Origin of the sequence: Candidatus Riesia pediculischaeffi (assembly GCF_002073895.1) — a bacterium.
GTDB lineage: Bacteria > Pseudomonadota > Gammaproteobacteria > Enterobacterales > Enterobacteriaceae > Riesia > Riesia pediculischaeffi.
The window spans coordinates 199,151-221,983 of record NZ_CP012839.1; the positions used below are offsets into that span (position 1 = coordinate 199,151).

The 22,833-nt window shown below is 29.1% G+C and carries 18 protein-coding genes; 13 read left to right on the forward strand and 5 right to left on the reverse strand.

Annotated features, from left to right (window positions below; all coding sequences use genetic code 11):
• Positions 1 to 1,206: 1,206 nt before the first annotated feature.
• Positions 1,207 to 2,037 (forward strand): co-chaperone DjlA, encoded by an 831-nt coding sequence (djlA, locus tag AOQ87_RS01025; protein ID WP_039719472.1) that lies wholly within the window; start codon positions 1,207 to 1,209, stop codon positions 2,035 to 2,037.
• 147 nt (positions 2,038 to 2,184) lie between these two features.
• Here djlA and AOQ87_RS01030 read toward each other — a convergent pair whose 3' ends face one another.
• From AOQ87_RS01030 to AOQ87_RS01040, 3 genes are read right to left on the reverse strand one after another with little or no spacing between them, the layout of a single operon-like run.
• Positions 2,185 to 2,886, reverse strand: coding sequence for a thiamine ABC transporter ATP-binding protein (locus AOQ87_RS01030; protein ID WP_042524674.1), 702 nt, complete (start codon positions 2,884 to 2,886; stop codon positions 2,185 to 2,187).
• Positions 2,879 to 4,495, reverse strand: coding sequence for an ABC transporter permease subunit (locus AOQ87_RS01035; RefSeq protein WP_080626511.1), 1,617 nt, complete (start codon positions 4,493 to 4,495; stop codon positions 2,879 to 2,881). Before AOQ87_RS01035 ends, AOQ87_RS01030 begins: the two co-directional genes overlap by 8 nt.
• Positions 4,456 to 5,466: a thiamine ABC transporter substrate-binding protein gene (locus AOQ87_RS01040; protein ID WP_080626512.1), complete on the reverse strand. Its 1,011-nt coding sequence runs from the start codon at positions 5,464 to 5,466 to the stop codon at positions 4,456 to 4,458. Before AOQ87_RS01040 ends, AOQ87_RS01035 begins: the two co-directional genes overlap by 40 nt.
• Positions 5,467 to 5,907: 441 nt before the next feature.
• Between AOQ87_RS01040 and lgt the strand changes: the two genes are divergently transcribed.
• The 3 genes from lgt (at position 5,908) to AOQ87_RS02615 (ending at position 9,928) form a co-directional block, all read left to right on the forward strand.
• Entirely contained in the window at positions 5,908 to 6,756 is an 849-nt protein-coding gene (gene lgt / locus AOQ87_RS01045; protein ID WP_080626690.1) for a prolipoprotein diacylglyceryl transferase, read from the forward strand.
• A 25-nt stretch (positions 6,757 to 6,781) separates the two neighbouring features.
• A complete protein-coding gene (locus AOQ87_RS01050; RefSeq protein ID WP_039719603.1) occupies positions 6,782 to 7,633 on the forward strand; it encodes a thymidylate synthase in 852 nt (283 codons plus the stop codon).
• A 1,653-nt stretch (positions 7,634 to 9,286) separates the two neighbouring features.
• Positions 9,287 to 9,928, forward strand: a complete 642-nt coding sequence (locus AOQ87_RS02615) for an N-acetylmuramoyl-L-alanine amidase family protein (RefSeq protein WP_185751064.1) — start codon at positions 9,287 to 9,289, stop codon at positions 9,926 to 9,928.
• Between the two features lie 31 nt (positions 9,929 to 9,959).
• Here the strand turns inward: AOQ87_RS02615 and dapD are convergent, their stop codons facing one another.
• Both dapD and map read right to left on the reverse strand, forming a co-directional pair.
• Positions 9,960 to 10,781: a 2,3,4,5-tetrahydropyridine-2,6-dicarboxylate N-succinyltransferase gene (gene dapD, locus AOQ87_RS01060; protein WP_080626514.1), complete on the reverse strand. Its 822-nt coding sequence runs from the start codon at positions 10,779 to 10,781 to the stop codon at positions 9,960 to 9,962.
• A gap of 161 nt (positions 10,782 to 10,942) precedes the next feature.
• Positions 10,943 to 11,725 (reverse strand): type I methionyl aminopeptidase, encoded by a 783-nt coding sequence (gene map / locus AOQ87_RS01065; RefSeq protein WP_080626515.1) that lies wholly within the window; start codon positions 11,723 to 11,725, stop codon positions 10,943 to 10,945.
• A gap of 286 nt (positions 11,726 to 12,011) precedes the next feature.
• Between map and rpsB the strand changes: the two genes are divergently transcribed.
• From rpsB to fabZ, 9 genes are all read left to right on the forward strand, one after another.
• Entirely contained in the window at positions 12,012 to 12,725 is a 714-nt protein-coding gene (gene rpsB, locus AOQ87_RS01070; protein WP_080626516.1) for a 30S ribosomal protein S2, read from the forward strand.
• A gap of 87 nt (positions 12,726 to 12,812) precedes the next feature.
• A complete protein-coding gene (tsf, locus tag AOQ87_RS01075) occupies positions 12,813 to 13,610 on the forward strand; it encodes a translation elongation factor Ts (RefSeq protein WP_080626517.1) in 798 nt (265 codons plus the stop codon).
• 160 nt (positions 13,611 to 13,770) lie between these two features.
• Positions 13,771 to 14,511, forward strand: a complete 741-nt coding sequence (gene pyrH, locus AOQ87_RS01080; RefSeq protein WP_039719465.1) for a UMP kinase — start codon at positions 13,771 to 13,773, stop codon at positions 14,509 to 14,511.
• Positions 14,512 to 14,566: 55 nt separating this feature from the next.
• Positions 14,567 to 15,124 (forward strand): ribosome recycling factor, encoded by a 558-nt coding sequence (frr, locus tag AOQ87_RS01085; RefSeq protein WP_039719464.1) that lies wholly within the window; start codon positions 14,567 to 14,569, stop codon positions 15,122 to 15,124.
• A gap of 52 nt (positions 15,125 to 15,176) precedes the next feature.
• Entirely contained in the window at positions 15,177 to 16,388 is a 1,212-nt protein-coding gene (gene ispC, locus AOQ87_RS01090; protein ID WP_420885306.1) for a 1-deoxy-D-xylulose-5-phosphate reductoisomerase, read from the forward strand.
• A 79-nt stretch (positions 16,389 to 16,467) separates the two neighbouring features.
• Positions 16,468 to 17,223 (forward strand): polyprenyl diphosphate synthase, encoded by a 756-nt coding sequence (gene uppS, locus AOQ87_RS01095; protein WP_039719462.1) that lies wholly within the window; start codon positions 16,468 to 16,470, stop codon positions 17,221 to 17,223.
• Positions 17,204 to 18,088 carry a phosphatidate cytidylyltransferase gene (locus tag AOQ87_RS01100; protein ID WP_042524673.1) on the forward strand — a complete coding sequence of 295 codons (885 nt, stop codon included), beginning with the start codon at positions 17,204 to 17,206 and terminating at the stop codon, positions 18,086 to 18,088. Before uppS ends, AOQ87_RS01100 begins: the two co-directional genes overlap by 20 nt.
• Before the next feature lie 657 nt (positions 18,089 to 18,745).
• Complete coding sequence (gene bamA / locus AOQ87_RS01105) at positions 18,746 to 21,049, forward strand: outer membrane protein assembly factor BamA (RefSeq protein ID WP_236858680.1); 2,304 nt, start codon at positions 18,746 to 18,748, stop codon at positions 21,047 to 21,049.
• Between the two features lie 1,006 nt (positions 21,050 to 22,055).
• On the forward strand, positions 22,056 to 22,532 hold the full coding sequence (fabZ, locus tag AOQ87_RS01115) for a 3-hydroxyacyl-ACP dehydratase FabZ (protein ID WP_039719459.1): 477 nt from the start codon (positions 22,056 to 22,058) through the stop codon (positions 22,530 to 22,532).
• The last annotated feature ends 301 nt before the right edge of the window (positions 22,533 to 22,833 follow it).

Here is a 22,833-nt window from a genome sequence, read left to right on the forward strand (position 1 = left end):
AATATCTTTATTTTTTTTAAAGTTAGAATCATACAGAGATATAAACGAGAATAATCTTCAACTGTAAGTAAACTGATTCAATCTAAATTGAATAGAAACTACAAAAATTAATTTCTTAAACTATATTTATATAAAAGTATAATCATCACAACATGGTATGAAAGATTTTAACTTCTCTGATCTGCACATGAACCTTAACTTATAAAACAATATATTGCAAATTCCAATATTTCAATGTTGAATATCCTATATTCAACCTATTAAAAATGTAACATCCTACTCTTTACAGATTGTTCACATTAACATAAATAGATTTCAACTCAAGAAAATTTAAAATTCGTATATTTTTACAGAAGAAATGAAATATGGTTATTTGTAAAGAATGGGATGTACTATTATATGATGTGAAAACTAATATTTTTAATCATAAAAAATCTAGTTGATTCATTTGATAAAAGTTATCTTTATTAGATTATCTCAAAAATATGACGTAATATATCCTGTTAGAATTTGATTTTTTTTTATTAAAAACAGAATAGATCATCGTCAATTTCATACAACATCATAAATACCGTTTATATAGTTTTACAGATATGATTCTAGATCAAAATCAATTAGAATGTGATATTAATGTCAAGATCCTAAATGATTCTCCGTCGATAAAATTGTTTAAACAATATACTTATATGTTCAGTTGATACTTTCATAAAAATGTCGCTTTGAAATATGAATTTTAAAATGATAATCTATTCTCAATATTCCAGTGAAAACTACTTTTTTTTGATCGTATGATCTTTTAAAAATAGATATGATGTTATCAAAACATTTCTAAATAGTTTATATAATCTATCTATTCAATTTCAATAGATTTATTTAAAAATCTGATTCCTTGATAATCAAAAATTATATCATTTTTTTAACGAAACCTTTCGTAAAGCAATTTTTATTCGAGATTAATATATCTTTCCTAAAAATGTTTTAGTTCAATAGAACGAATCTTTTCATGCAAAAACCTTTCATGAAATATATATTTAATTAATACAAATGACGCTTTATAAAACAAAAACGTATATTAATGTTATATATTGATATATTAAAAAAAGTTTAGAAAAATATGAAATAAGTTTTTATTATCGATACAAAGGTTTGATCTTAATTGGTAGATGATAGATCGATTCATATTTCAAGATATAAAAAGAGCAACTTATGCAATATTTCGGAAGAATAATTGGAATTATTTTAGGGATGATGATGGGAACTCATCTTTTCAGCATAATTATGGGATTTATAATTGGACATATATACGATAAAAATATTAATGGAAAATATTTTAACGAAAAATATAAAGATGAAAACATAGATTTATCGTTCATAACTATTGTTTTTCAGGTTTTAGGATATCTATCAAAATCAAAAGGAATGGTAACTAAGACAGATATTAAAATGGCTATAAATATCATGGAAGAAATGCAACTTTGCAATCATTATGAAAATTTTGCAAAAAACGCCTTTTTATGTGGTAAGAAAGATACATTTCTATTAAAAAATGTGTTGAATAAACTTCGCCACAATTTTTCAAACAAACCAGAACTAATTCAATATTTTTTAGAGATACAAATTAGAGCCGCATTTTCCGATCATTTCTTGCATCATAGGGAAAGAAACGTTTTATTGACAATCATAAGGGAGCTAAACATATCTTTGCAAGATTTCGAATGGATATTTAAAAAAGAAGCAATTAAATCTGGGTTTTATGCTCAATATTCTAATTTTTTTCAAAATGAATACAATGATCAACAAAGATCTTCTTACCAGAAGGATATTAACTTAGCTGAGGCTTACAGCATATTAAAGATTGCTCCAAATTCTGATATGGATCAAGTTAAAAGATCTTATCGTGCTCTCATGAAAAAATATCATCCAGACAAGTTGTATTCGAAAGGATTATCTAAAGCTGACTTAGATAAAGCAAATAGAAAAGCACAAAGAATCCAATCTGCCTATAACTTGATTAGAAATTCAAAAAATATCGGATAATCGTTTATATATAAATGCAACGACGATATCGAATCGTATAAGAGAGATGTCTCTCGATTGTAAAGATGATAGTTTCATTTATTTCAATATTTTTACGACCAACTTGGTCATGTTTTATATCATTCATATCTACTGAGTTTCAAAATTTTAAAATATTCTCTGGCGGAATGGATCAAGATGTTTCCATAAAAGATGATTTTCTTGAGCAACAGATCCATCATAAACGACGAAACCCTTTTTTAATACGATGAATCGATCAGAAACTCTGGTCGCATCTTTAAAATCATGTAAAACGGTCAATAAGGTAATCTTCTCCTCACAACAAACTTGATTAAGAATGTTTAAAATTTTTTCTTTTGAAATAGCATCGATTGAAGAAAACGGTTCATCTAACAACATAATAGGTTGTTTTCTAATCAAACAACGAGCTAGTGCGACAAGTTGTTTTTGTCCACCTGAGATTTGAGTTGGAAATTTATTTCTACATCCGTTAAGCTCCGTAAGTTCTATAATTTCATCTATCATCTTTCTTTTTTCTTCTGATAACCGTAATTTATAAGAAACTCCGAGAGATATATTTTGAAAAACTGTAAGATGAGAAAATAAATTATTACCTTGAAAAATTATGGATATTGGACGGAAAGATGGAGGAGTACAAGTATGATTAGATCCGTCGATGAATATATTACCTCCAGAAGGATGATAAAACCCAGATATCAGGTTCAACAATGTGCTTTTCCCAGATCCATTTGGTCCAAGTATAGAAACTTTCTCTCCTTTTTTAATCTGAAAATCAAGATGCATAGATAGACCTTGACAATTGTAAAGAACAGATTGTGCTTTAATCATATTTTTTTTGAAAAGATTTTCTTAAAGATAAAAATAAAATCATATAGAAAAATAACATCAGCAAGGAAGTTGATGACGCCTCTTTAACACAATAATGATTTAGATGGTCATATAGATAATAAGGTAAAGTTGAAAATTGATTTTCTTCAAATATTGTAAGGGTACTGATATCTCCAAAAGAAAAAGCACAAGATAAAACAAACGATTTTTTTATATCATAACTTAATTTATCATATTCAATTACGAAGAATCTGTTCAATCCAGTAATTTTAAGCGATAAACATAAGTTATTATAATACTGAAATGTATCGTTCATAGGGATCTCTAACATTTTAATTGAATAAGGAACGAACATTAAAGCATTGATGAAGATTATTAATGGATAAGGAGAACGTATTATAAGAAAATCATTTAATAAATGGGATAAAGATATAACCAAACTCGTATTTGGTAAAACAATCAAAGTCATACTGATCATCTTAAATGATCTGTATAGAAAAAACATTTTCTGAAAATATAGTTCTCTACTGCTCCATAAAAATATTATTGCAAATAAAGTACACAAAGAACTAGACCCAATCGCTATCACGGCAGAATTCCAAAAAGATTGCCAGAAGTAAGGATCTTTTAAAATTTTAAATAGCTCTACATTTATCCCATCCAAGATAATTGCAGACAAAGGAGAGATAAAAAACACAATAGATATTAAAATGATTATTTTATTAACGATACTATCGTGATAAATATGAGAACAATATCTATTGTGAGACAGTTCTTCGTAATCATTTTCAATCATCGGAAATATGTTTATTTTTTGCACAAAAGTAATCAATAATAAACAACACATCATCTGAACAAATGTTAGAAAAGCAGCTTGAAAATAGTTGGGTCCAAAATTTATCATCTGATAAATAGCCAGCTCTATCGTTGTAGAAGATGGTCCTCCACCGACAATCAATATAATTGAAAAATTAGAAAAAGATAATACAAAAATTAAAATAAAAACTGGAACGATTTGACGTTTTAGATAATACCATTCTACTCTGATGAAGTATTCTAAATGTCTCATTCCGAGTTGATCAATGATTTTCCATTGATCGCTAGAGATGATACGAATAGATCTCAGCAAAAGTTGTATAGCAAATGGCAAATTAATAAACACATTGGTCAATATAACCCCATTGAATCCATATGGATTAAAAGAATATTCAAATTTGATAGTGTTAAAAAATTGAGAGATCCATCCTGAACGACCGTACACCATCAGCATACCAATGGTGATAATTGTTGTCGGCAATACAAAAATAGTTGAACTCAATTTTAGGAATATATTGCAAAAAAAGTTGTTTCGAAAATATGATTTGGATAAAAGAAGCGCTATCAGAACCGATAGTAAAGCAGATAAAAACGCCTGAAAAAAAGTAAATTTGATAACTTTCCATAAATATGTATTTATGATGATATTTCGTAGACTCACATCTTCAGGATGTGATAAGAGCACAAAAAAAACTGAAAATACAATAGATAACATTAACGAACATATTGTGATTCCAGGTAATAAAATAGGTTTTACCATTGAGTTAGTGCTAACAACCATTCTTGAACCCATTTTTGACAATTTTGATCAGTTTCTTGTATATCAAATTGAAGGATTTTCTTTGGTTCTGGGATAGAATTATATACTTCTGGTAGTTCAGTGTCGATAGAAGGATACATCCAGTTATATATTGATAACATTCTCTGTAACTTTGGAGAAAGTATGAATTCAATAAATTTTTCAGCGAGTCTTATGTTTCGACTTTGTGAAAGTATTCCAACTAATTCTGTCTGTAAGTAATGTCCTTCCTTAAACATAGCGGACGAATAATTGTAATTTTTTTTGATCAAAAAATGACCCGGAGAAGAACTATAGCTCAATAAGAAATCTCCTTCTCCTTTTAAGAAGAGTTTGTATGATTCGCCCCAACCCTTTGTCACAGTAACAGTTTTTTTTGCAACTCTTTTCCAAAACTTTGAGCTACCGTCTCCGTAAATTTTTTTTATCCAAAATAACAAACCTAATCCTGAAGAACTCGTCCTAGGATCTTGATAGATAATTTTCCATGAATTTTCCTCTGATATCAGTTCATCGAAGCTATTTGGAACTTTTTTAACCTTCCTATTATCGTAGATAAACGAAAGATATCCATAATTATATGGAATCAAGAATTTATTATATTCCTCCAAAGGTAATTTAAATTGTACGTTTTTTAAACGATTTTCAATAAAGAGATCTTTTATTCGAAACGATCCAACCCTATTAGAATCGATTCCTAGCACGATATCTGCATAAAACTTTTTTTCTTTTCTTTTTAAAATGTTCAATAAAGCTTGTTCATCTCGAAACGGTAGAAAACTTAATTTACAATCATATCTTTTTTCAAATTCTGATTTCACTAATTTTCCAATTCCTAGATTGGATAAAAATAGATTGCAAGAATATATTTTTAAAGTTGATTCTGCGTAAACAAAGAAGTTTACAAAAAAGATTAGAAGAATATCCAAAGAAATTTTTGCAATTAATCTCTTCATGGTTGACATGTCAGACTATATCGCTACTTAAGAAGTAGTAATCACAATTCAAATAGATCAAGGTAAACAGCTGAGTTTTAGTCAATAAATATTTTGATTTTTTCAAAGTTAATTATGAAAATAAATAGATATACTGCAATTTATACTTACTTAAAAATAACAAAATGTAATTTAGTTAGATCGATAGTTCATAAAAACTTATCTAAAATACTGATCACAAATATACCGATTACCTTAATAAAAATATAATTTTAAATGTGTTATATTGATCGATAAAAATCGATTTTATGTGGTACTTTAAAGAAAGTATCTTATAAAATATATGGATAACATGAAATTATTTTAAAAATTATACATGGACAAACAATCTGATCGACATTAAATTGATATGATATCTATCACAAGATTCTTTTCATATCTTTATTACTTAGATTGTTTTCGATTAAGATGATGAAAGAATATCACTACGTTAAACATGATATTGACCCAATAGCAATATCTTTTGGAAATGTTATCATCCATTGGTATGGATTAATATATTTTTTAAATTTTTTTGTTTTCCGATGGTTATTTTTTAAAAAGGTTGATAAGAAGATTTTTAAAAAATCAGAGATAGAAAACCTTTTATACCTCATTTTTTTAGGATCTCTTCTTGGTGGAAGGTTAGGTTACGTATTCTTATATAATTTTTCGTATTTTTTGAAAAATCTACATTGCATTTTCTACATTTGGAATGGAGGAATGTCATTTCATGGAGGACTAATCGGAGTTATTTTAATGATATGGGTTTACAGTGTTTTTTATAAGAGAAGTTTTCTTAAAACTACTGATCTCATAGCACCGTTGGTTCCAATCGTAATTGGTTTTGGAAGATTAGGAAATTTTATTAATGGAGAACTTTGGGGAAAAGTCACGTTCGTACCTTGGGCGATCATCTTTCCAAAGTCGATAAATGACGATATAATATATATCACAGAGAATCCGATTTTCAAACCTATTTTTAAAAAATATTTAGCTCTTCCAAGACATCCTTCACAATTATATGAAATGTTATTAGAGGGCGTTTTTCTTTTTTTCATTTTGAGAAGTTTTGAGAAAAGCATTTTACCGACTGGAGTTCTATCTGCTAATTTTTTATTTTTCTATGGAATATTCAGGATTTTAATCGAAATATTTCGTCAACCAGATTATCAAGTAGGTCTACTTTATGGATTGAGTTTAGGTCAAATCCTATCATTACCAATGGTTTTTTTTGGACTATCTATCTATATTGGACGTATTAAAGATAAAAAGAATTGAAACAATATTTAATTGGATAAACTCGATGAGACAATATATTGATCTGTGTCAAAAAATAATTCAAGAAGGTCATTGGATCAGAAATAATCGGACTAAAACAAACTGTCTAACTTTAATTAATGTTGACATGGAATATGATGTGGAAAACAATCGATTTCCACTGATTACAACTAGAAAAATCCCATATAAATCTGCAATTTCAGAAATGATAGGACACATCAGAGGGTATAGCAATGTACAACAATTTAAAAATTTAGGTTGTGATGTTTGGGAAGCTAATGCAAACAAAGATCAAAAATGGTTACGTAATCCAAATAGAAAAGGAAAAGACGATCTTGGTAGAATTTATGGAGTACAAGGACGATCTTGGAAAAGACCTGACGGTTCTAAATTAGATCAATTAAAAAAAATTGTTCAACATCTCAAGAATAGAAACGATAACCGTGCAGAGATAGTTACATTTTATAATCCTGGAGAAATAGAGATGGGTTGTATAATTCCTTGTATGCACACACATACTTTTTCCATTTTTCGTGATAAACTATATTTAACATCTTACCAGAGAAGTTGTGACGTCCCTTTAGGGTTGAGTTTTAATCAAATTCAATGTTTCATACTACTTGCTTTAATATCAAAAATTACTGATATCAATCCTGGAAGGGTGTACCATAAGATAATAAATGCACACATATATGAGAATCAACTCTCTTTAATGAGAGATGTTCAACTTAAAAGATCACCGTATCCACTTGCTAAACTATTTATTAATCCAGAGATAAAAAATCTAAAAGATATTGAAACTTGGGTAAGTAGCGATGATTTTAAAGTGGTAGGTTATCGAACGCATGAAGCAATCAACTACCCGTTAAATATATGATGAAAAATAAAGTTGATCAGATAAGATAAATCTTTTAACATGACTCTTGATCTTGGAATATACAAATCCAAGAATATCTTTTACCTATCGAATATATGCTAAACAGTCCATATAAAAGGTATTTACCAACGATTGTGGTTCACGAGTTGAACGTTAAAACCGGTTGATGATCTTAAAATCTCTACTGCATCCACATTCTGAGTTGGATAATAGGAAAAAAGTACTAAGGATGATAAAGATAATTCTTACAAAGTACACGAAACTATTAGATAAAAAGATAATTTTTCTACAACCATGTTGATAAGAGGAATCAAAAGTTTGATTTTTGTATAGAAATTAACCTGTGGATATGGATCGAATCATTTAATCATTATCTAGTTATAGAGACCTCGGTAAGATCGATATAATTCATGATAAAATAAATGACAAACTCGTAATAAAAGAATACCTTTTCACATTTCTTTATAGATAAAATCTGTCATCTTCTCACAGACCATCGCATTTTATCAAGTTTGATTATTTTTTATTATTCCTCTTCTTAATTGAAGAGGTCTTCTTGCTATGCAACGTAGAAGGTTGATCTTCAAATGATTCAAATTTTTATGATTGATATTCTTCATTACACAGAAAAATATAATGGCAAAACAGGAAATTTTTTTTAAAGTTTTGAAAAATTTCGTAAATCTACGATTCCTTTTTAGAAAGATGAGTTATACACATCTTTTTATGAAGTACGCATTGATATGAAGTTTTGTACTTTTTTTTCAGTATGATGCATCCTTTCCCTTTTTATCATAGATCAAATTAAGATAAAACACCATCATTCAAACAGTATCGTTTTAAAATATTAAATAGACTAAAAGTCTATCAACGATAAAAATGATAAGAAACATCTTAGTTCTTTCTTACGACGTTAAAATCAATAAACGATAACATTGTGTACATTGTCTACAAAATATTTGATTAGAAATCAACATTACGGATGTTAAAAAAACTTATTTCTACTATAATTTCATACATCTTTAACATTAAGTATAGAAAGATGATGAAAATTTTTTGAAAATAGCATGCTAAATACAGTAGAAATTGTAGAAAAGGATGTTCTATTTAACTGCTTTTTTAAAAAAAAAAATCATGATTTTAATCTTACTGCTAATATATCCTTTTCGATGTTCTTCTTCTAATACGCTGTACGTTAACCATGATAATACCAAACTTTCCCCATACACGACGAAATCCCAAAAAACTTTCGAAGATTGTCAACATTTTTGTTTGAAAGATCTTAAAAAAAATTGCTCAAATTCAAAAAAAATAATATTAAGTTGTTTCAATCTTAAAAAAAGGAACTTTAACAGATTCAAGAAGCTTAAATGTTTTCAAACATCTCAAAAAAACCATGTATTCTTCGTACTTTCATCGAAAAAGATCCAACAAAAATGTCTCAAAAAGATCTTTTCATGTTTTCGAAAATATTTGAGAAATACTAAGATAGATCTCTATCTATTGTGCAAAGAAGATCAATATCGATCAGTCAATGATGATCGATATCAAAAGATTTTTTCAAACAAATTAAACGATAAAAAATCAACTCAACAAAATTACATAAAATCACACGTTTCAAAAAAGAAAAATAAAAAAAAACAACTAGTGATCATGATTGACCCTGGACATGGCGGAGAAGATCCGGGAGCCATAGGGAAATATGGAACTCTTGAAAAGAATGTGTCTTTGAGCATTTCAAAAAACTTAAATAAATTGATCAATTCAGATAAAAAAATGAAGTCTTACATGACTAGAAAAGAGGATAAATTCATCTCTTTAAACGAAAGGTTGAGTAAAACGTATCAGACAAAGGCAAACTTGTTGGTCTCAATTCATGCAAACTCCTGTAGGAACAGAAATGCTGTAGGATCTTCTGTATTTGTATCTTCATTCAACGATCGAAGAAGCTTCTATTCAAACAACATATTGAAAGATTATTTCTATTTTAAAAATCAAAAAGTCAACAGGAATCAAACTATCAAGCTTAAAACTATCCAAGATAGTTTTAAGCTGGGAAATTTTATCTTGAAGAAAATCTCTAAGATTAACAAACTACATAAAAGAGAAGTAGAAACTGCCAATTTCATCATCTTAGGAATACCTGAGATTCCATCCGTTCTTGTAGAAACAGCTTTCATCAGCAATATAGAAGAAGAAAAAAAATTGAATAAATTACAGTTTCAAAAAAAAATAGCGGAGTCAATATTTCAAGGAATCAAAATATATTCTGAAACAAATTTAAAAAATCTATAACGAAATTTTCCTTATATGGTTCATTTATATGCTATATATCTCTCAACAAATGATTAATGGAAATCTTTTTTTCCGTGTTAACATCCACCTTTTTAGCGATAATAGCGCACGATATATCACATCTTCCAAATTTGTCCGGAATGGTTCCAGGTATCACAACAGATCTTGATGGAACTACTCCATAAATCACTTTACCTGTTTCTCTATCATAAATCTTAGTACTTTTCCCAATATATACACCCATTGCGATCACAGAACGCTCTTGTACAATGATTCCCTCAGCTATTTCAGATCTAGCACCAATGAAACAGCCATCTTCTATTATAGTCGGATTTTCTTGAATCGGCTCCAACACTCCTCCTATTCCAACTCCACCGGAAATATGCACATTATTTCCAATTTGTGCGCAAGAACCTATCGTGGACCATGTATCAATCATAGTTCCTCTACCAATGTAAGCTCCAATGTTGACATAACAAGGCATTAGTATAGAATTTTTATCAATAAAAGAACCGTATCTTACTGTAGCTGTCGGAACAACGCGGATCTTTTCTTCATTAAAATTATCATAACTGTATCTTGAAAACTTAGAATCAATTTTATCGAAATATTTTGTTCTTCCTTCATGATAAATCTTATTTTTGCTAATTTTAAAATAAATCAATATAGCTTGTTTAATCCAATGATTAATCTTCCAAACATTATCAATTTTTTCTGCTATCCTAATTTTTCCTATGTTTAAATTGAATATAACTTTTTCAACGATATGTTTAGCATTTTGATCGATATTATTGGAATTGATTTCCTCTATATTTTTAAACAAATTTTTTATATATTTTTTGGAGTACTCCATGGTATCAACTTTTAAGATCAATCATATTTTCAAAACAACTGATGTATAATGAAATTTTTTGTGAACTCTAATTTAAACCATATCTAACGGCAACTTTTCTATCTACAATAAATTGATTATTTGAGAGATCAGTAATCGTGACTATACTTACTTTAAAACTATTAAAGTTCTTGCAGAAACGATTCTTCTTCTCTTAAAGTTAGTACTTCGCATCCATCTTCTGTAACTAAAACGGTATGTTCATATTGCGCCGATAAGCTTTCATCAATAGTTTTGACGGTCCATCCATCTTTCATTAACTTTGACTTGCTGCTTCCAGAATTAACCATCGGTTCTATAGTAAATATCATACCCTTTTTTAATTTTATCCCTTTATCGTCCGTATCATAGTGTAAGATCGGAGGATCTTCGTGTAACGATCTTCCAATTCCATGCCCACAATATTCTTTAACAACTGAAAAATGATTTTTTTCAACAAATTCTTGAATCGTTTTGCCGATTGATCGTAGGCGCAAACCTGGTTTAATCAACTTTATTGCAAGATATAAACTTAGCTGTGCAACTTTACATAAAAATTCGCTATTTTTATTTGGTTTACCGACAAAAAACATTTTAGATGTATCACTGTAAAAACCATCTTTAAATACTGCGACATCTACATTGATGATATCTTTATCCTTTAAAATATCGTATTTATTTGGTATTCCATGACAAATCACATCATTTATAGAGGTACAAATCGATTTCGGAAATCCATGATAATTTAAACATGCAGGAAAAGCTCGCATGTTCTTAGTAATGTAATCATGACAGATATTATCTATTTCTTCTGTAGATATTCCTGGTTGAATATATGGATGTATAAACTCCAGAACCCTAGCTGATATTTTTCCAACAATTCGCATTTTTTGAATATCTTCTTTATTTGTAATTAGATTAATCATATCTTAAGATTCAAGGTATTTACTCATCGAGTGAGGTAACAATTATCGATCAAACATATAATTTAAGATAATTACTGTAAATTTGTTGTCAAGAAAAATAATATAATCCGATTAACTTTTCTTTGTACATACAATAATTAATTCATGTAAAATATAGGAATCTTACTTTCAAAAAATATATATTCTATATGACTCTTCCGAAGAAGTGTCAATGAAATTTAGATAGTTTTAATATATTATAGATCATATGAGACATTAGTTAGAAATTCAAGTTATAGGAGATTAAATGACGAATTTTGAGATATCGGAGATGATCGAATGTGGAATACACTTTGGTCATCAGAAAAAATACTGGAATCCAAAGATGAAAGATTACATCTTCGGTATTCAAAATAATATCCATATAATAGATTTAGAAAAAACATCTTTTCTATTACAGGAAGCTGCTGAAAAAATCGGTAATATTGTTAGTAAAAATGGAAAGATTTTATTTGTAGGGACAAAAAGATCTGCTAGCAGACTGATTCGAGAATCAGCCACTGATTGTGGACAATATTTTGTAGATAAAAGATGGTTGGGAGGAATGTTAACGAATTGGAAAACAGTTCGTCAATCCATTAAGAAGTTGAATGAACTAGAAATACAGATGAAAGACGGTACTTTTAAAAAGTTTACTAAAAAGGAAGCTCTAATACAGACTAAAAGGTTACAAAAATTAGAGAGTAGTTTAGGAGGAATTAAAAAAATGTCAACTTTACCCGATGCAATCTTCATAATTGATGTAGATCATGAAAAAATTGCAGTCAAAGAAGCTAACATTTTGAAAATTCAAACTTTTGCCATAGTCGATACTAATTCGAATCCAAATGGAATTGATTATGTTATTCCTGGAAATGATGATTCTATTAAATCANTCAGGTTTTATCTGAAATATATTTTGAAATCAATTCATGAGAAAAAACAGAAATTTCAACAAGATAAAACGGAAAATCGTGTATAGCACAGTACTATTGTTTATCGACAGAAAAACTCCACAGTATCCTATATAAGTTTTGTAACTTCTACCTTAGAAAAATTGGAAACGAATATGTCAAAAAAAATCAATTTACAACTTAATCTAATCAAGAATATTCGAAAAAAAACAGGAGCTGGTGTACTAGAATGTAAATCCGCTTTAGAAAAATTTTCAGGGAACGTTGATTTAGCAACGAGCTATATTAAAGAAAATAAGAAAAATAAACTTGCAGAAAGATATGATAAGAAGACTCAATCAGGATCAATTGGTTTAGGAATCTCTGAAGATAAAACATTCGGTGTTTTAATAAAAATAAAGTGTGAAACTGAATTTCTAGCTAAAAGTTATGATTTTTTAAAATTTCAAAAAAAGATTGTAGAAATTATTATCAGAAAAAAAATATCAGACATTGATTCTATCAAAAAATATTCGATGAATGAGATAAGTGAAATAATGTCAAGATCTAAAGAAAATGTTGAAATCGAAGGTATAATTACTTTAACAGGAAAGAGAATATATGGATATTCACACAGGAACAAAATTGGAGCTCTTGTCTATATGGAAAATTCTAATGATCTATTTGGAAGACAGATCGCTATGCAGATAGTGGCTAATAGGACGAAATACATTGATAAATCTGAAATATCGCAAAAAACGTTAGAAAAAAAAAGAAAAATGGAAATAAATCATTCGAAGAATTCTAAAAAAAATATTTTTTCAAACAAAATATTTCAAAACGATATTGATTATAACCTAGAAAACCTCGTTTTAATGGAACAAACTTTTATTTTCAATACTACAAAAAAAGTTAAAGAATTGGTAAAAGAAAACAATTCCAAAATAGTTAAGTTTATTACAATAAGAGTTTAAAAAATGTAAAAAAAAAGATAAATGAAACAAACAATCTGTTTCATATAAAATAATGGAATATAAGACCGTATTTTTTAGATATCTATTATATTTTAGAACGATCGTAAAATATGTTAGTTTTATAACTTTTCAACATAAAATTGATTGACTGTACTATACAATGTCACATCGTAACTCTAAACCAGCATATCGAAGAATCTTACTTAAAATAAGTGGAGAAATTTTAAGAGGTTCACAAAATTATGGAATAGATCCTATCGTATTAAATCGTATAGTGATAGAAATAAAAGAGTTAGTGGAACTATCAGTTCAAGTTGGAATAGTTATTGGTGGCGGAAATTTTTTTCGCGGAAATTGGTTAGAAAAATTTGGAACCAAAAGAGTTACCGCGGATCATATGGGTATGTTAGTCACCATCATAAATGGATTGGCTATGAACGACGCATTAAATCAAATCAACGTTCAAAATGATTTGATGTCCGCCATTCCACTAGATGGAATATGTAAGAGATACAATTGGATCGATGCGATCAATTTACTTAGAAATAATAGAGTGGTTATATTTTCAGCTGGAACAGGGAATCCGTTTTTTACAACAGATTCTGCGGCTTGTTTAAGAGGAATCGAAATCAAAGCAGATTTAATTTTGAAAGCTACTAAAGTAGATGGAATATATTCCAGTGATCCTTTTAGAAGTGACGATGCTAAACTCTATAAAAATCTGACGTATCAAGAAGTTATAAAAAAAGAACTTAAAATAATGGATTTAACAGCCTTCGATTTAGCGAGAAATTATAATTTTCCAATTCGTATATTCAATATTAATAAATCAGGAGCACTACGTAGAATCATCATGGGGTCAAATGAAGGAACACTAGTATCATCTAAAAACAAAAAATAAAATATTTTATATATATTCTTAATTCTTTTAGCTATAGACTCCTCGAGAGGTCGATATGATTAATTCGTTAAAAGTAGAGTTTGAAAAAGATATGAAGCAGATTATTTGCTCTTTTATAAAACAGATCAATAAGGTTCGATCAGAAAGGGTTCATCCAAGTATTTTAGAAGATGTTTCAATATTTTGCTACGGATCTGTCATGCCTTTAAATAGAATCGCTTCGATTTCTTCTTTAAACAACACAACTTTATCAGTAACGGTTTTTGATCATTCTTTGATTCGAAGTGTTAGAGAAGAATTTCTCAAATTGAAATTAGATTGTGAAATGTTTTTATCAGGAAATATCATAAAGTTGATCTTTCCCGCAGTTACCGAAGAAAGAAGAAGAAACTCAATAAAAATAATCAGAAAGATAGCAGAAAATGAAAAAATACTCATTAGAAACATCAGAAAAGATGTTAAAAACAAGATAAAATCTCTCAACAAATCTAAAGAGATTAATGAAGATGATTCGAAATTCATACGGTGTGAAATACAACATTTAACGGATAAATTCATCAAGGAAATTGATAAAATATTGAAAGAGAAAGAAGATAAATTACTGCTCTTTTAAGAGAAGTTCTTTCTGCTTACGTTTTAAAAATTAAACTATAAACAGATTAGGCATGATCATTATGTTTCATATCATCATATTAGGATCGACTGGATCTGTCGGAAAAATAGCTTTATCGATTGTCAAACGATATCCTAAAAATTTTAAGATTATTGCTTTAGTTGCAAATAGCAATATTCAGTTAATTTATCGACAATGTATAGAATTCTCTCCAAAATATGTCATGTTAAATGACATCAAATCTTCTGAAATTCTTAGGAAAATTTTAAAAGATAATCATTGTTCGACTGAAGTATTATTTGGTTTAGATTCGTTAGAAAAATTATCTAATATCAGTTCAGTGGATTATGTGATTTCAGCTATCACTGGAATAGCTGGATTGATTCCAACTATTTCGTTCATTAGAAAGGGTAGGAAAATACTATTAGCTAATAAAGAATCTTTAGTATCTTGTGGAAAAATATTTTTCGATGAGGTAAAAAAATATCAATCTCAAATCTTACCGATAGATAGTGAAATTAATGCCATTTTCCAAATGTTACCGAAGGAATTTCATACGAACTTAGGATTTTTTGATCTTACGAAGATTGGAATTGATGAGATCACCCTAACTGGATCAGGAGGTCCTTTTCTTACCACACCGATTTCTGAACTTAAATCAGTTACTCCTAAAGAAGCTTGTCGACATCCCAACTGGAGTATGGGAAAGAAAATTTCTGTGGATTCAGCGACCATGATTAACAAAGGATTTGAATACGTCGAAACAAGATATTGTTTTAATATTGAGTTCGATCAAATCAACATCTTAATTCATCCTCAGTCGATTGTTCACTCAATGATCCATTACGTAGATGGTAGCATTGTCGCTAAATTAGGGATACCAGATATGACAGCATCCATACATTACAGCATGTTTTATCCGTTCCAATACAACTCGAAAATTTATCAAAAAAAATTAAATTTAAAAAAAACACAGTCTTTAACTTTTATCGAACCAGATTATAAAAGGTATCCTTGTTTGAAATTAGCGATGGAAGTGTCTCGATCGGAAAAACAATCTGTTATAACTGCATTAAATGCTATAAATGAAGTAGCTGTATCCGCTTTTTTATCTGGAAAAATTAAATTTACAGATATTTTTAATGTTAACGATAAAATCTTAGAAAAGATCAACTTTCAAGAACCAAATAATATTGAAGAAATAATATACATTGACTTCGAATCAAGAAATATAGCTAAACGATATATTGATTTATGCAACTGATAAACTGTTCTAGATAATTTTCGCGGTTGAATCTGATCCTTAAAATTTTGAACTGTTTCATAATACTACAAAAAAATAAATGATCTCAATAAGAAAGAAAAGTGATTACTCGAATTTTGATGTTCCAAAACACGTTGCCATCATCATGGACGGAAATAGAAGGTGGGCTAAGAAAAATAAGAAATCTATAATTCGAGGACATCTTGCTGGAGTTATTTCTGTCCAAAAAGCGATCAGATATGCTCTAAAGAACAACATTACATCGTTGACTCTGTTCGCTTTCAGTAAAGAAAATTGGAGCAGATCGAAGAGAGAGATTTCTTCTCTGGTTAGGTTATTTTCTTTCTTCTTAGGAAAAAATCTATCTGAAAAGTTCATCACACATGATATAAAACTATTCATTATCGGAGAAATAGATCAGTTCGGAAATAGTATCAAAAAAAAAGTACAGAAGATCGTAGATTCGACAAGAAATAATGTCAAGTTAAATTTAAATATTGCGATCAATTATAGCGGTAGATGGGATATTTTAAACAGTGTAAGAAAGATTATTAGGGAAGTTCAAGATGGATCCATCCTGATGGAAAATATTCGAGAACATACAATAGATCAGTTTATTTGCTTACACGATCAACCTGAAGTGGACCTAGTTATAAGAACTGGAAGGGAACATAGAATAAGCAATTTTTTGCTTTGGCAAATAGCGTATTCTGAACTGTATTTTACAGATATATTATGGCCAGATTTCAATGAAGATATTTTTCAAAAAGCGATATTAAACTTCAATACAAGAGAAAGAAGATTCGGTAACGCAAATGCCATCAAAGAACGATAAAAAATTGTCGAATTTTCACTACCGTCTAGTTTCTTCTGTTCTACTTATCCCAATAGTCATCTCTTCTATATTTCTATTATCTTCTAGGATGGTAAGCCAAATAATTGCTATTATATCTACCTTAGTCGCTTGGGAATGGTCGCAATTTATCGGATTAAAAAGAAAACTTAAAAAAATCATCTATGCATTTTTATTTGGACTATCCTTATTTTTTATGCAACTTTTGTTCATTGACTTAGATAATCTCATGATGAACAAAATTATAAAAATTATTCTTATGATATGGTCGACATGGTGGATATTTGCGATCGCTTTAATTACAACTTTTCCGAGATCTTCTAAGATCTGGGGAAATTCTTCTATTTTAAAATCTCTATTCTATATCTTAACAATCTTTCCATTCAACTTCTGCGTCCTTTTTCTAAAAGATATAAGAAGAAGCAATCATCAAACAATTGGAAATTGGATGATGTTATATGTCATACTGCTAGTTTGGATTTTTGATATTAGCTCTTACATCTTCGGGACAGTTTTTGGAAAAAAAAAATTAGCGATAAATGTTTCTCCAAATAAAACAATAGAAGGGGTACTTTGTGGATTAATCTGTTCTCAAATCTTCTCTTGGATATTTTGTGCGACAATATCCATATTTGAACTGAAGGTTCAGATCTTTATCTCTTCTCTCATCGTTATAGTGATTTCTATCTTTGGAGATCTTCTATCAAGCATGTTTAAAAGAGAGATCGGTATTAAAGATACGGGTCATATCATCCCAGGTCATGGTGGAATCTTGGATAGAATAGATAGTCTCGTGGCAGCTATTCCAGCGTTTATTACGGTTTTAAAATTATTTTATCGTTTGTAATTTCAACATTCATCTCTTATTTAAAATCAATCATACAGATCTAAGATCTCGTTGATCATCAATCTATTGAAAAACAGAACTATAATTTCTGAAATGTTGTTATCTTAAGTGTTTCTTATAAATTAGGATCGTATCCTAAACATTATAATTCGATCGATCTCGGATCGAGAGTAAACTGGCCTTTTGAGGGATTCCAGAAAAAATCAATTTTATATTTATTTCAAAGATCGTTCTTAAAACGTAAATAAAATGTTTTGTCTCATTAATCTTTAAGGATGAAAATATACAATCATATAAAAGAATTAAAATCTTCGATTTTAAGCAATCAGAAGATCCTTTTCTTTAGATATCGTTTATAGGAACAAAACGATACGTATGACATATACGGTAAAACGGTATATTAAGAATGTATCATACATCATATTATAACGTTCATTACATCAGCAACTTCAATAATATCATCAAAATGATTTTTCAACTGATATAGCACAAATATAACGAATGTTCACAAATCTTCAAGAAAAATCAGCTTTGAAAAAATCATTTTTTTTGCAATATATGTTTATAAAAATCGTATTAATCTTTGTTTTATCATGCACGATCAACGTCGCTCAAAGTGATGTTTTTATGAATTTAAGTTCGAAAAATTTTCCAAATATGGTAAAGGAACAAACTTTTAAATCCATCTTTTTCAATATATCACCTCAAAACATATATGTTAAACGCGAAAATAAAAGGACGAAAAATTTCATCCATGCTCTTTTTCACGAAAATCAAATATCACATATCGAAAATACATATGAAGATCAAATGGATGTTGTTGTAGGAGAACAAAAATTAACTATCGAAAAGATAAAATGTCGAGGGAATAAATTTTTGAATCTTACGGTTCTGAGAAAGAAGTTAGAGAAATACGATATTCGAGTTGGAAGTATGTTAAATGAAAAAAACATACTACTTTTAAAGAGAGATCTTTACCGATTTTACTACTTTTTTGGTAGATATAACGCAAAAGTATCCATCGAGCTCGAAATTTTACCGTACGATAACGTTTCTATCAATCTGACATTGTACGAAGGAGATCAATTTAAAGTTCATGAGATTAAAATCTTTGGAAACAACAACTTCTGTTCAAAGAAATTGAAGAATCTTTTTTCTCTGAACGACACGAAAAAAAGTTGGAAAAAATCAGGATATAGAGAAGATAACTTGAATTCTGACTTACAAAAATTGAAATCATTTTATGTAAACAACGGATACATAAGATTTAAAATCGATCATGCGTGGATCAATTTAACGGAGGATAAAGGAATATATATAAATGTTCGGGTAAAAGAAGGCAATCAGTACAAATTAGATAAAATCGAATTTTATGGAAAAATTAATTCATACTTAAAAAGATTAAATCAGTTGATCGATGATATCTCTTATAACTCTACTTTTCAAGAAGAAAAGGTGAGTACGGTTCAAAAAAAAATTGAAAATTTTTTTCGTTCCTGTGGGTATATCGGTTCTATCATCAAAATAGTTTATCGTATCGATGATGTAAGAAACACTGTACGAATCATCTTCAATATCGATACAGGAGAAAGATACTACGTCAAAAAAATAGAATTTTCTGGAAATTCGTCTATTAAAAATGAGATACTACAAAAAAAAATTCCTCAGATAGAAGGTAAGCCAATCAATATGGATCTAGTAAGAGTCGGACAGATGAACTTGGTAAACACCGATCTTTTTGAAAAAGTTGGTTATTCGATCATATTCCTACCGAACCTCAAAAATCAGGTAAAAATAATTTATCGAGTAATAGAACCAAAATTTAATGCTGTAAATTTCGGAGTGGGGGTTGGAAAAGAAAATGGAGTTAATTATCACGGAAATGTACAAAAAAAAAATTGTTTGGGTGTTGGAAACTCGATCAAATTCAGTGTTTTTAGAAACGATGATCTTCGAAAGATCGATCTGTTCTTTTCAAATCCAAGATATATTCAAGATAAAGTAGGATTAAGATCCAGAATGTTTTACGATAGTTCTATCCGTAGACATTCTCTTCCATCGTTATACGACCAAAGAACCTTTCATTTCAATACTTCTTTCAGTTTTCCAATTGTTGAAAAAAATATTTTAGATGTAGGAGTAGAGATCACAGATAATCGAATATTTAACATGGATCCTCAACTCCACATATGGAGATACTTGATGTCAATAAAAAAAGACAGCGTTATTCTGAACGATCAGATCCATTACGAAGTAAAAGATGTTTCACTTAACATCGGATGGAATCTAGAAGATCTAGATGACGATATCTTTCCAAGATCTGGAAAGAAAATATCGGTTAAGAACAAGTTTTCCATATTCAATATCAACAACCAGTATTTTAAAAGTACATTAGACTTTAAAAAATACTTTCCGATAGATTTAAAAAAAAGATGGATCTTTTCCTTTAGAACAATATTAGGTCTTGGAGACTCTAGGAATGATTTTCCATTTTATGAAAATTTCCATGCTTCTGGAGAAAATATAATCCGTGGATTTCGTTCCGATACCGTTGGACCGAAATCTATTCTCCTAAAAATCAACCGAGATGGATCCATCTGTCCGAAACCTAACTCTGAAAAACAACGTTCAACCGGAGGAAACTTCATGACAATGAATATTTTGGAACTCATTTTTCCAGAAGACCTAATTTTCTCTGAAAAGTTCCATGGGAACACCAGAGCTTCGTTTTTTGTCGATTCTGGAACTGTACGAAAAATTTGGAGGAAGAAGGTTTCCGAAATATGGAATGAAGAAGCGTTGAATCTTGAGGAAACGGATAGTTTCAAAGTCTCTACTGGAATCTCTTTGCGATGGTTATCTCCTATTGGACCGCTCACTTTTTCTTATTCAATTCCGATAAAATATCTACAAAAAGATAAATTCGAAAAGTTTCAATTCAACGTCGGGAAAACGTGGTAAGGGGTACGGCTTTTCAAAGCACTAGGAAACGTACGTACTACTCACTTTACTTATTTTATCATGGGATGTAATGAATTGTAAAAAGATCATTTCGAAAAACTTTTCATTTTCGACGATCTGTTAAGATATATAAAGAATTTAAAATCCCTAACTTAGAACCAATCGCGATAAGAATCTGTAGAATATAAGTTCCATCTAATTTAAAAAAACGAGATTACATTTCATTTTTCTATTAGATAAATTGTAAAAGTATTCATTTACAGCATAAATATGAAGAAACTACTTCAAAAATGAAGAGATAAATATCATGAAATACCACACGGATTTATATGTTGTACAGATATAGGTATAAATAACATACATGATGGAACGTTTTGATAGCGATTTCGTTCAAAAAGATGTTAAAATTAACATCAGAATTTTTAAAATTCTTATTTATTAAAAATTTTAAAAATGGTGATTAATCAACCCTTCAAAAGAGTGGTTAGATACTTCAGTACAGTATAGTAAGGAAGATAGAGATATATTGAATCATTTTAGCATCGATCAATCGGCTCAAATCGATATTCTATAAAAAATCACTATAGAGGTTACTATTTTTAGAAATTTTAATATACGATTTAACTTCAAGATTCGAATACACTCACGATGATCCTTATATCGCACAGGATCATCCTGATTAAATCTCCATAGATCGATTTCAAGATGTCGTTGCTTATAAAAAGTTTAATTATACCAAGAATTAAAGTATACAATTCTCCGCGATAACATGTAATTTTCGTCGTCCAAATAAATATCTTAATGTTTATTTCAAAATTTCTTATTAAACTACTAGAGATATTTGAAAAAACGAAAGTGTTCGGCAAGATTCGAAAGAAAGTTAAAATATTAAATTGATCAAAACATTTTAAAGAGTTTATTATCGATTTCTGTATGAGAGATTTTAAATATTTTAAAATTCGAAGAACCCTCATTTTACATCAATCGATCTTAATGTGAAAATAGTATGAACAGGAAAAATATTCTTGATATGGAAGAAATTTTAGGTCTACTGCCACATCGTTATCCTTTCCTATTAGTTGATCGAGTTTTAGATTTCAAGGAAGGAAAATATCTTCATGCAGTTAAAAATGTTTCTTTTAATGAACCATTTTTTCAAGGTCATTTTCCAGGAAAACCAATATTTCCAGGAGTGCTTATACTAGAAGCTATCGCTCAATCTGCTGGAATTTTAGCTTTTAAAAGCACAGAAAGGTTATCTTCAAAAGAACTATATTATCTTGTTGGAATCGACGAGGTGAGATTCAAGTTTCCAGTACAACCTGGAGATCAAATGATTTTTAAAGTAAAAATTATCAAAACAAAGAGAAGTTTGACGAGATTTCAAGGAACGGTAATGGTTGATAAGAGGGTAGTCTGTGAAGCAACCTTGATGTGTGCTCGTATTCAGTCAAATAAGTTCACACATGATAAAGAGATGTGATAATTGATTACGAACCTATGATCTATGTTAGATGTACATTCAACGGATCGAAACGTAGATAGATCTTACATGAAGGAAACTTTTTTCTGTTTTCAAATAGTTCAAAGCTAAATAGAATATGGAAACATTTCTCGAAATCATCTTAACATTTAAACCGGTATTCCAATCGAGGTGTTAAGAAATCTATGGTTATATTCTTAACATATAAGTTATGCTCATAGAATGAACGCAATATGAAAGATTTTTTTTTGCGGTAGTTATAAACGACTGAGTTTATAGTCGACGATAAAATAATCATGAA

Bases quoted from the DNA above. Each gene is read 5' to 3' on its own strand.
- djlA (WP_039719472.1), top strand. From the start codon at position 1,207: ATGCAATATTTCGGAAGAATAATTGGAATTATTTTAGGGATGATGATG.
- AOQ87_RS01030 (WP_042524674.1), bottom strand. From the start codon at position 2,886: ATGATTAAAGCACAATCTGTTCTTTACAATTGTCAAGGTCTATCTATG.
- AOQ87_RS01035 (WP_080626511.1), bottom strand. From the start codon at position 4,495: ATGGGTTCAAGAATGGTTGTTAGCACTAACTCAATGGTAAAACCTATT.
- AOQ87_RS01040 (WP_080626512.1), bottom strand. From the start codon at position 5,466: ATGTCAACCATGAAGAGATTAATTGCAAAAATTTCTTTGGATATTCTT.
- lgt (WP_080626690.1), top strand. From the start codon at position 5,908: ATGAAAGAATATCACTACGTTAAACATGATATTGACCCAATAGCAATA.
- AOQ87_RS01050 (WP_039719603.1), top strand. From the start codon at position 6,782: ATGAGACAATATATTGATCTGTGTCAAAAAATAATTCAAGAAGGTCAT.
- AOQ87_RS02615 (WP_185751064.1), top strand. From the start codon at position 9,287: ATGATTGACCCTGGACATGGCGGAGAAGATCCGGGAGCCATAGGGAAA.
- dapD (WP_080626514.1), bottom strand. From the start codon at position 10,781: ATGGAGTACTCCAAAAAATATATAAAAAATTTGTTTAAAAATATAGAG.
- map (WP_080626515.1), bottom strand. From the start codon at position 11,725: ATGATTAATCTAATTACAAATAAAGAAGATATTCAAAAAATGCGAATT.
- tsf (WP_080626517.1), top strand. From the start codon at position 12,813: ATGTCAAAAAAAATCAATTTACAACTTAATCTAATCAAGAATATTCGA.
- pyrH (WP_039719465.1), top strand. From the start codon at position 13,771: ATGTCACATCGTAACTCTAAACCAGCATATCGAAGAATCTTACTTAAA.
- frr (WP_039719464.1), top strand. From the start codon at position 14,567: ATGATTAATTCGTTAAAAGTAGAGTTTGAAAAAGATATGAAGCAGATT.
- ispC (WP_420885306.1), top strand. From the start codon at position 15,177: ATGATCATTATGTTTCATATCATCATATTAGGATCGACTGGATCTGTC.
- uppS (WP_039719462.1), top strand. From the start codon at position 16,468: ATGATCTCAATAAGAAAGAAAAGTGATTACTCGAATTTTGATGTTCCA.
- AOQ87_RS01100 (WP_042524673.1), top strand. From the start codon at position 17,204: ATGCCATCAAAGAACGATAAAAAATTGTCGAATTTTCACTACCGTCTA.
- bamA (WP_236858680.1), top strand. From the start codon at position 18,746: ATGGTAAAGGAACAAACTTTTAAATCCATCTTTTTCAATATATCACCT.
- fabZ (WP_039719459.1), top strand. From the start codon at position 22,056: ATGAACAGGAAAAATATTCTTGATATGGAAGAAATTTTAGGTCTACTG.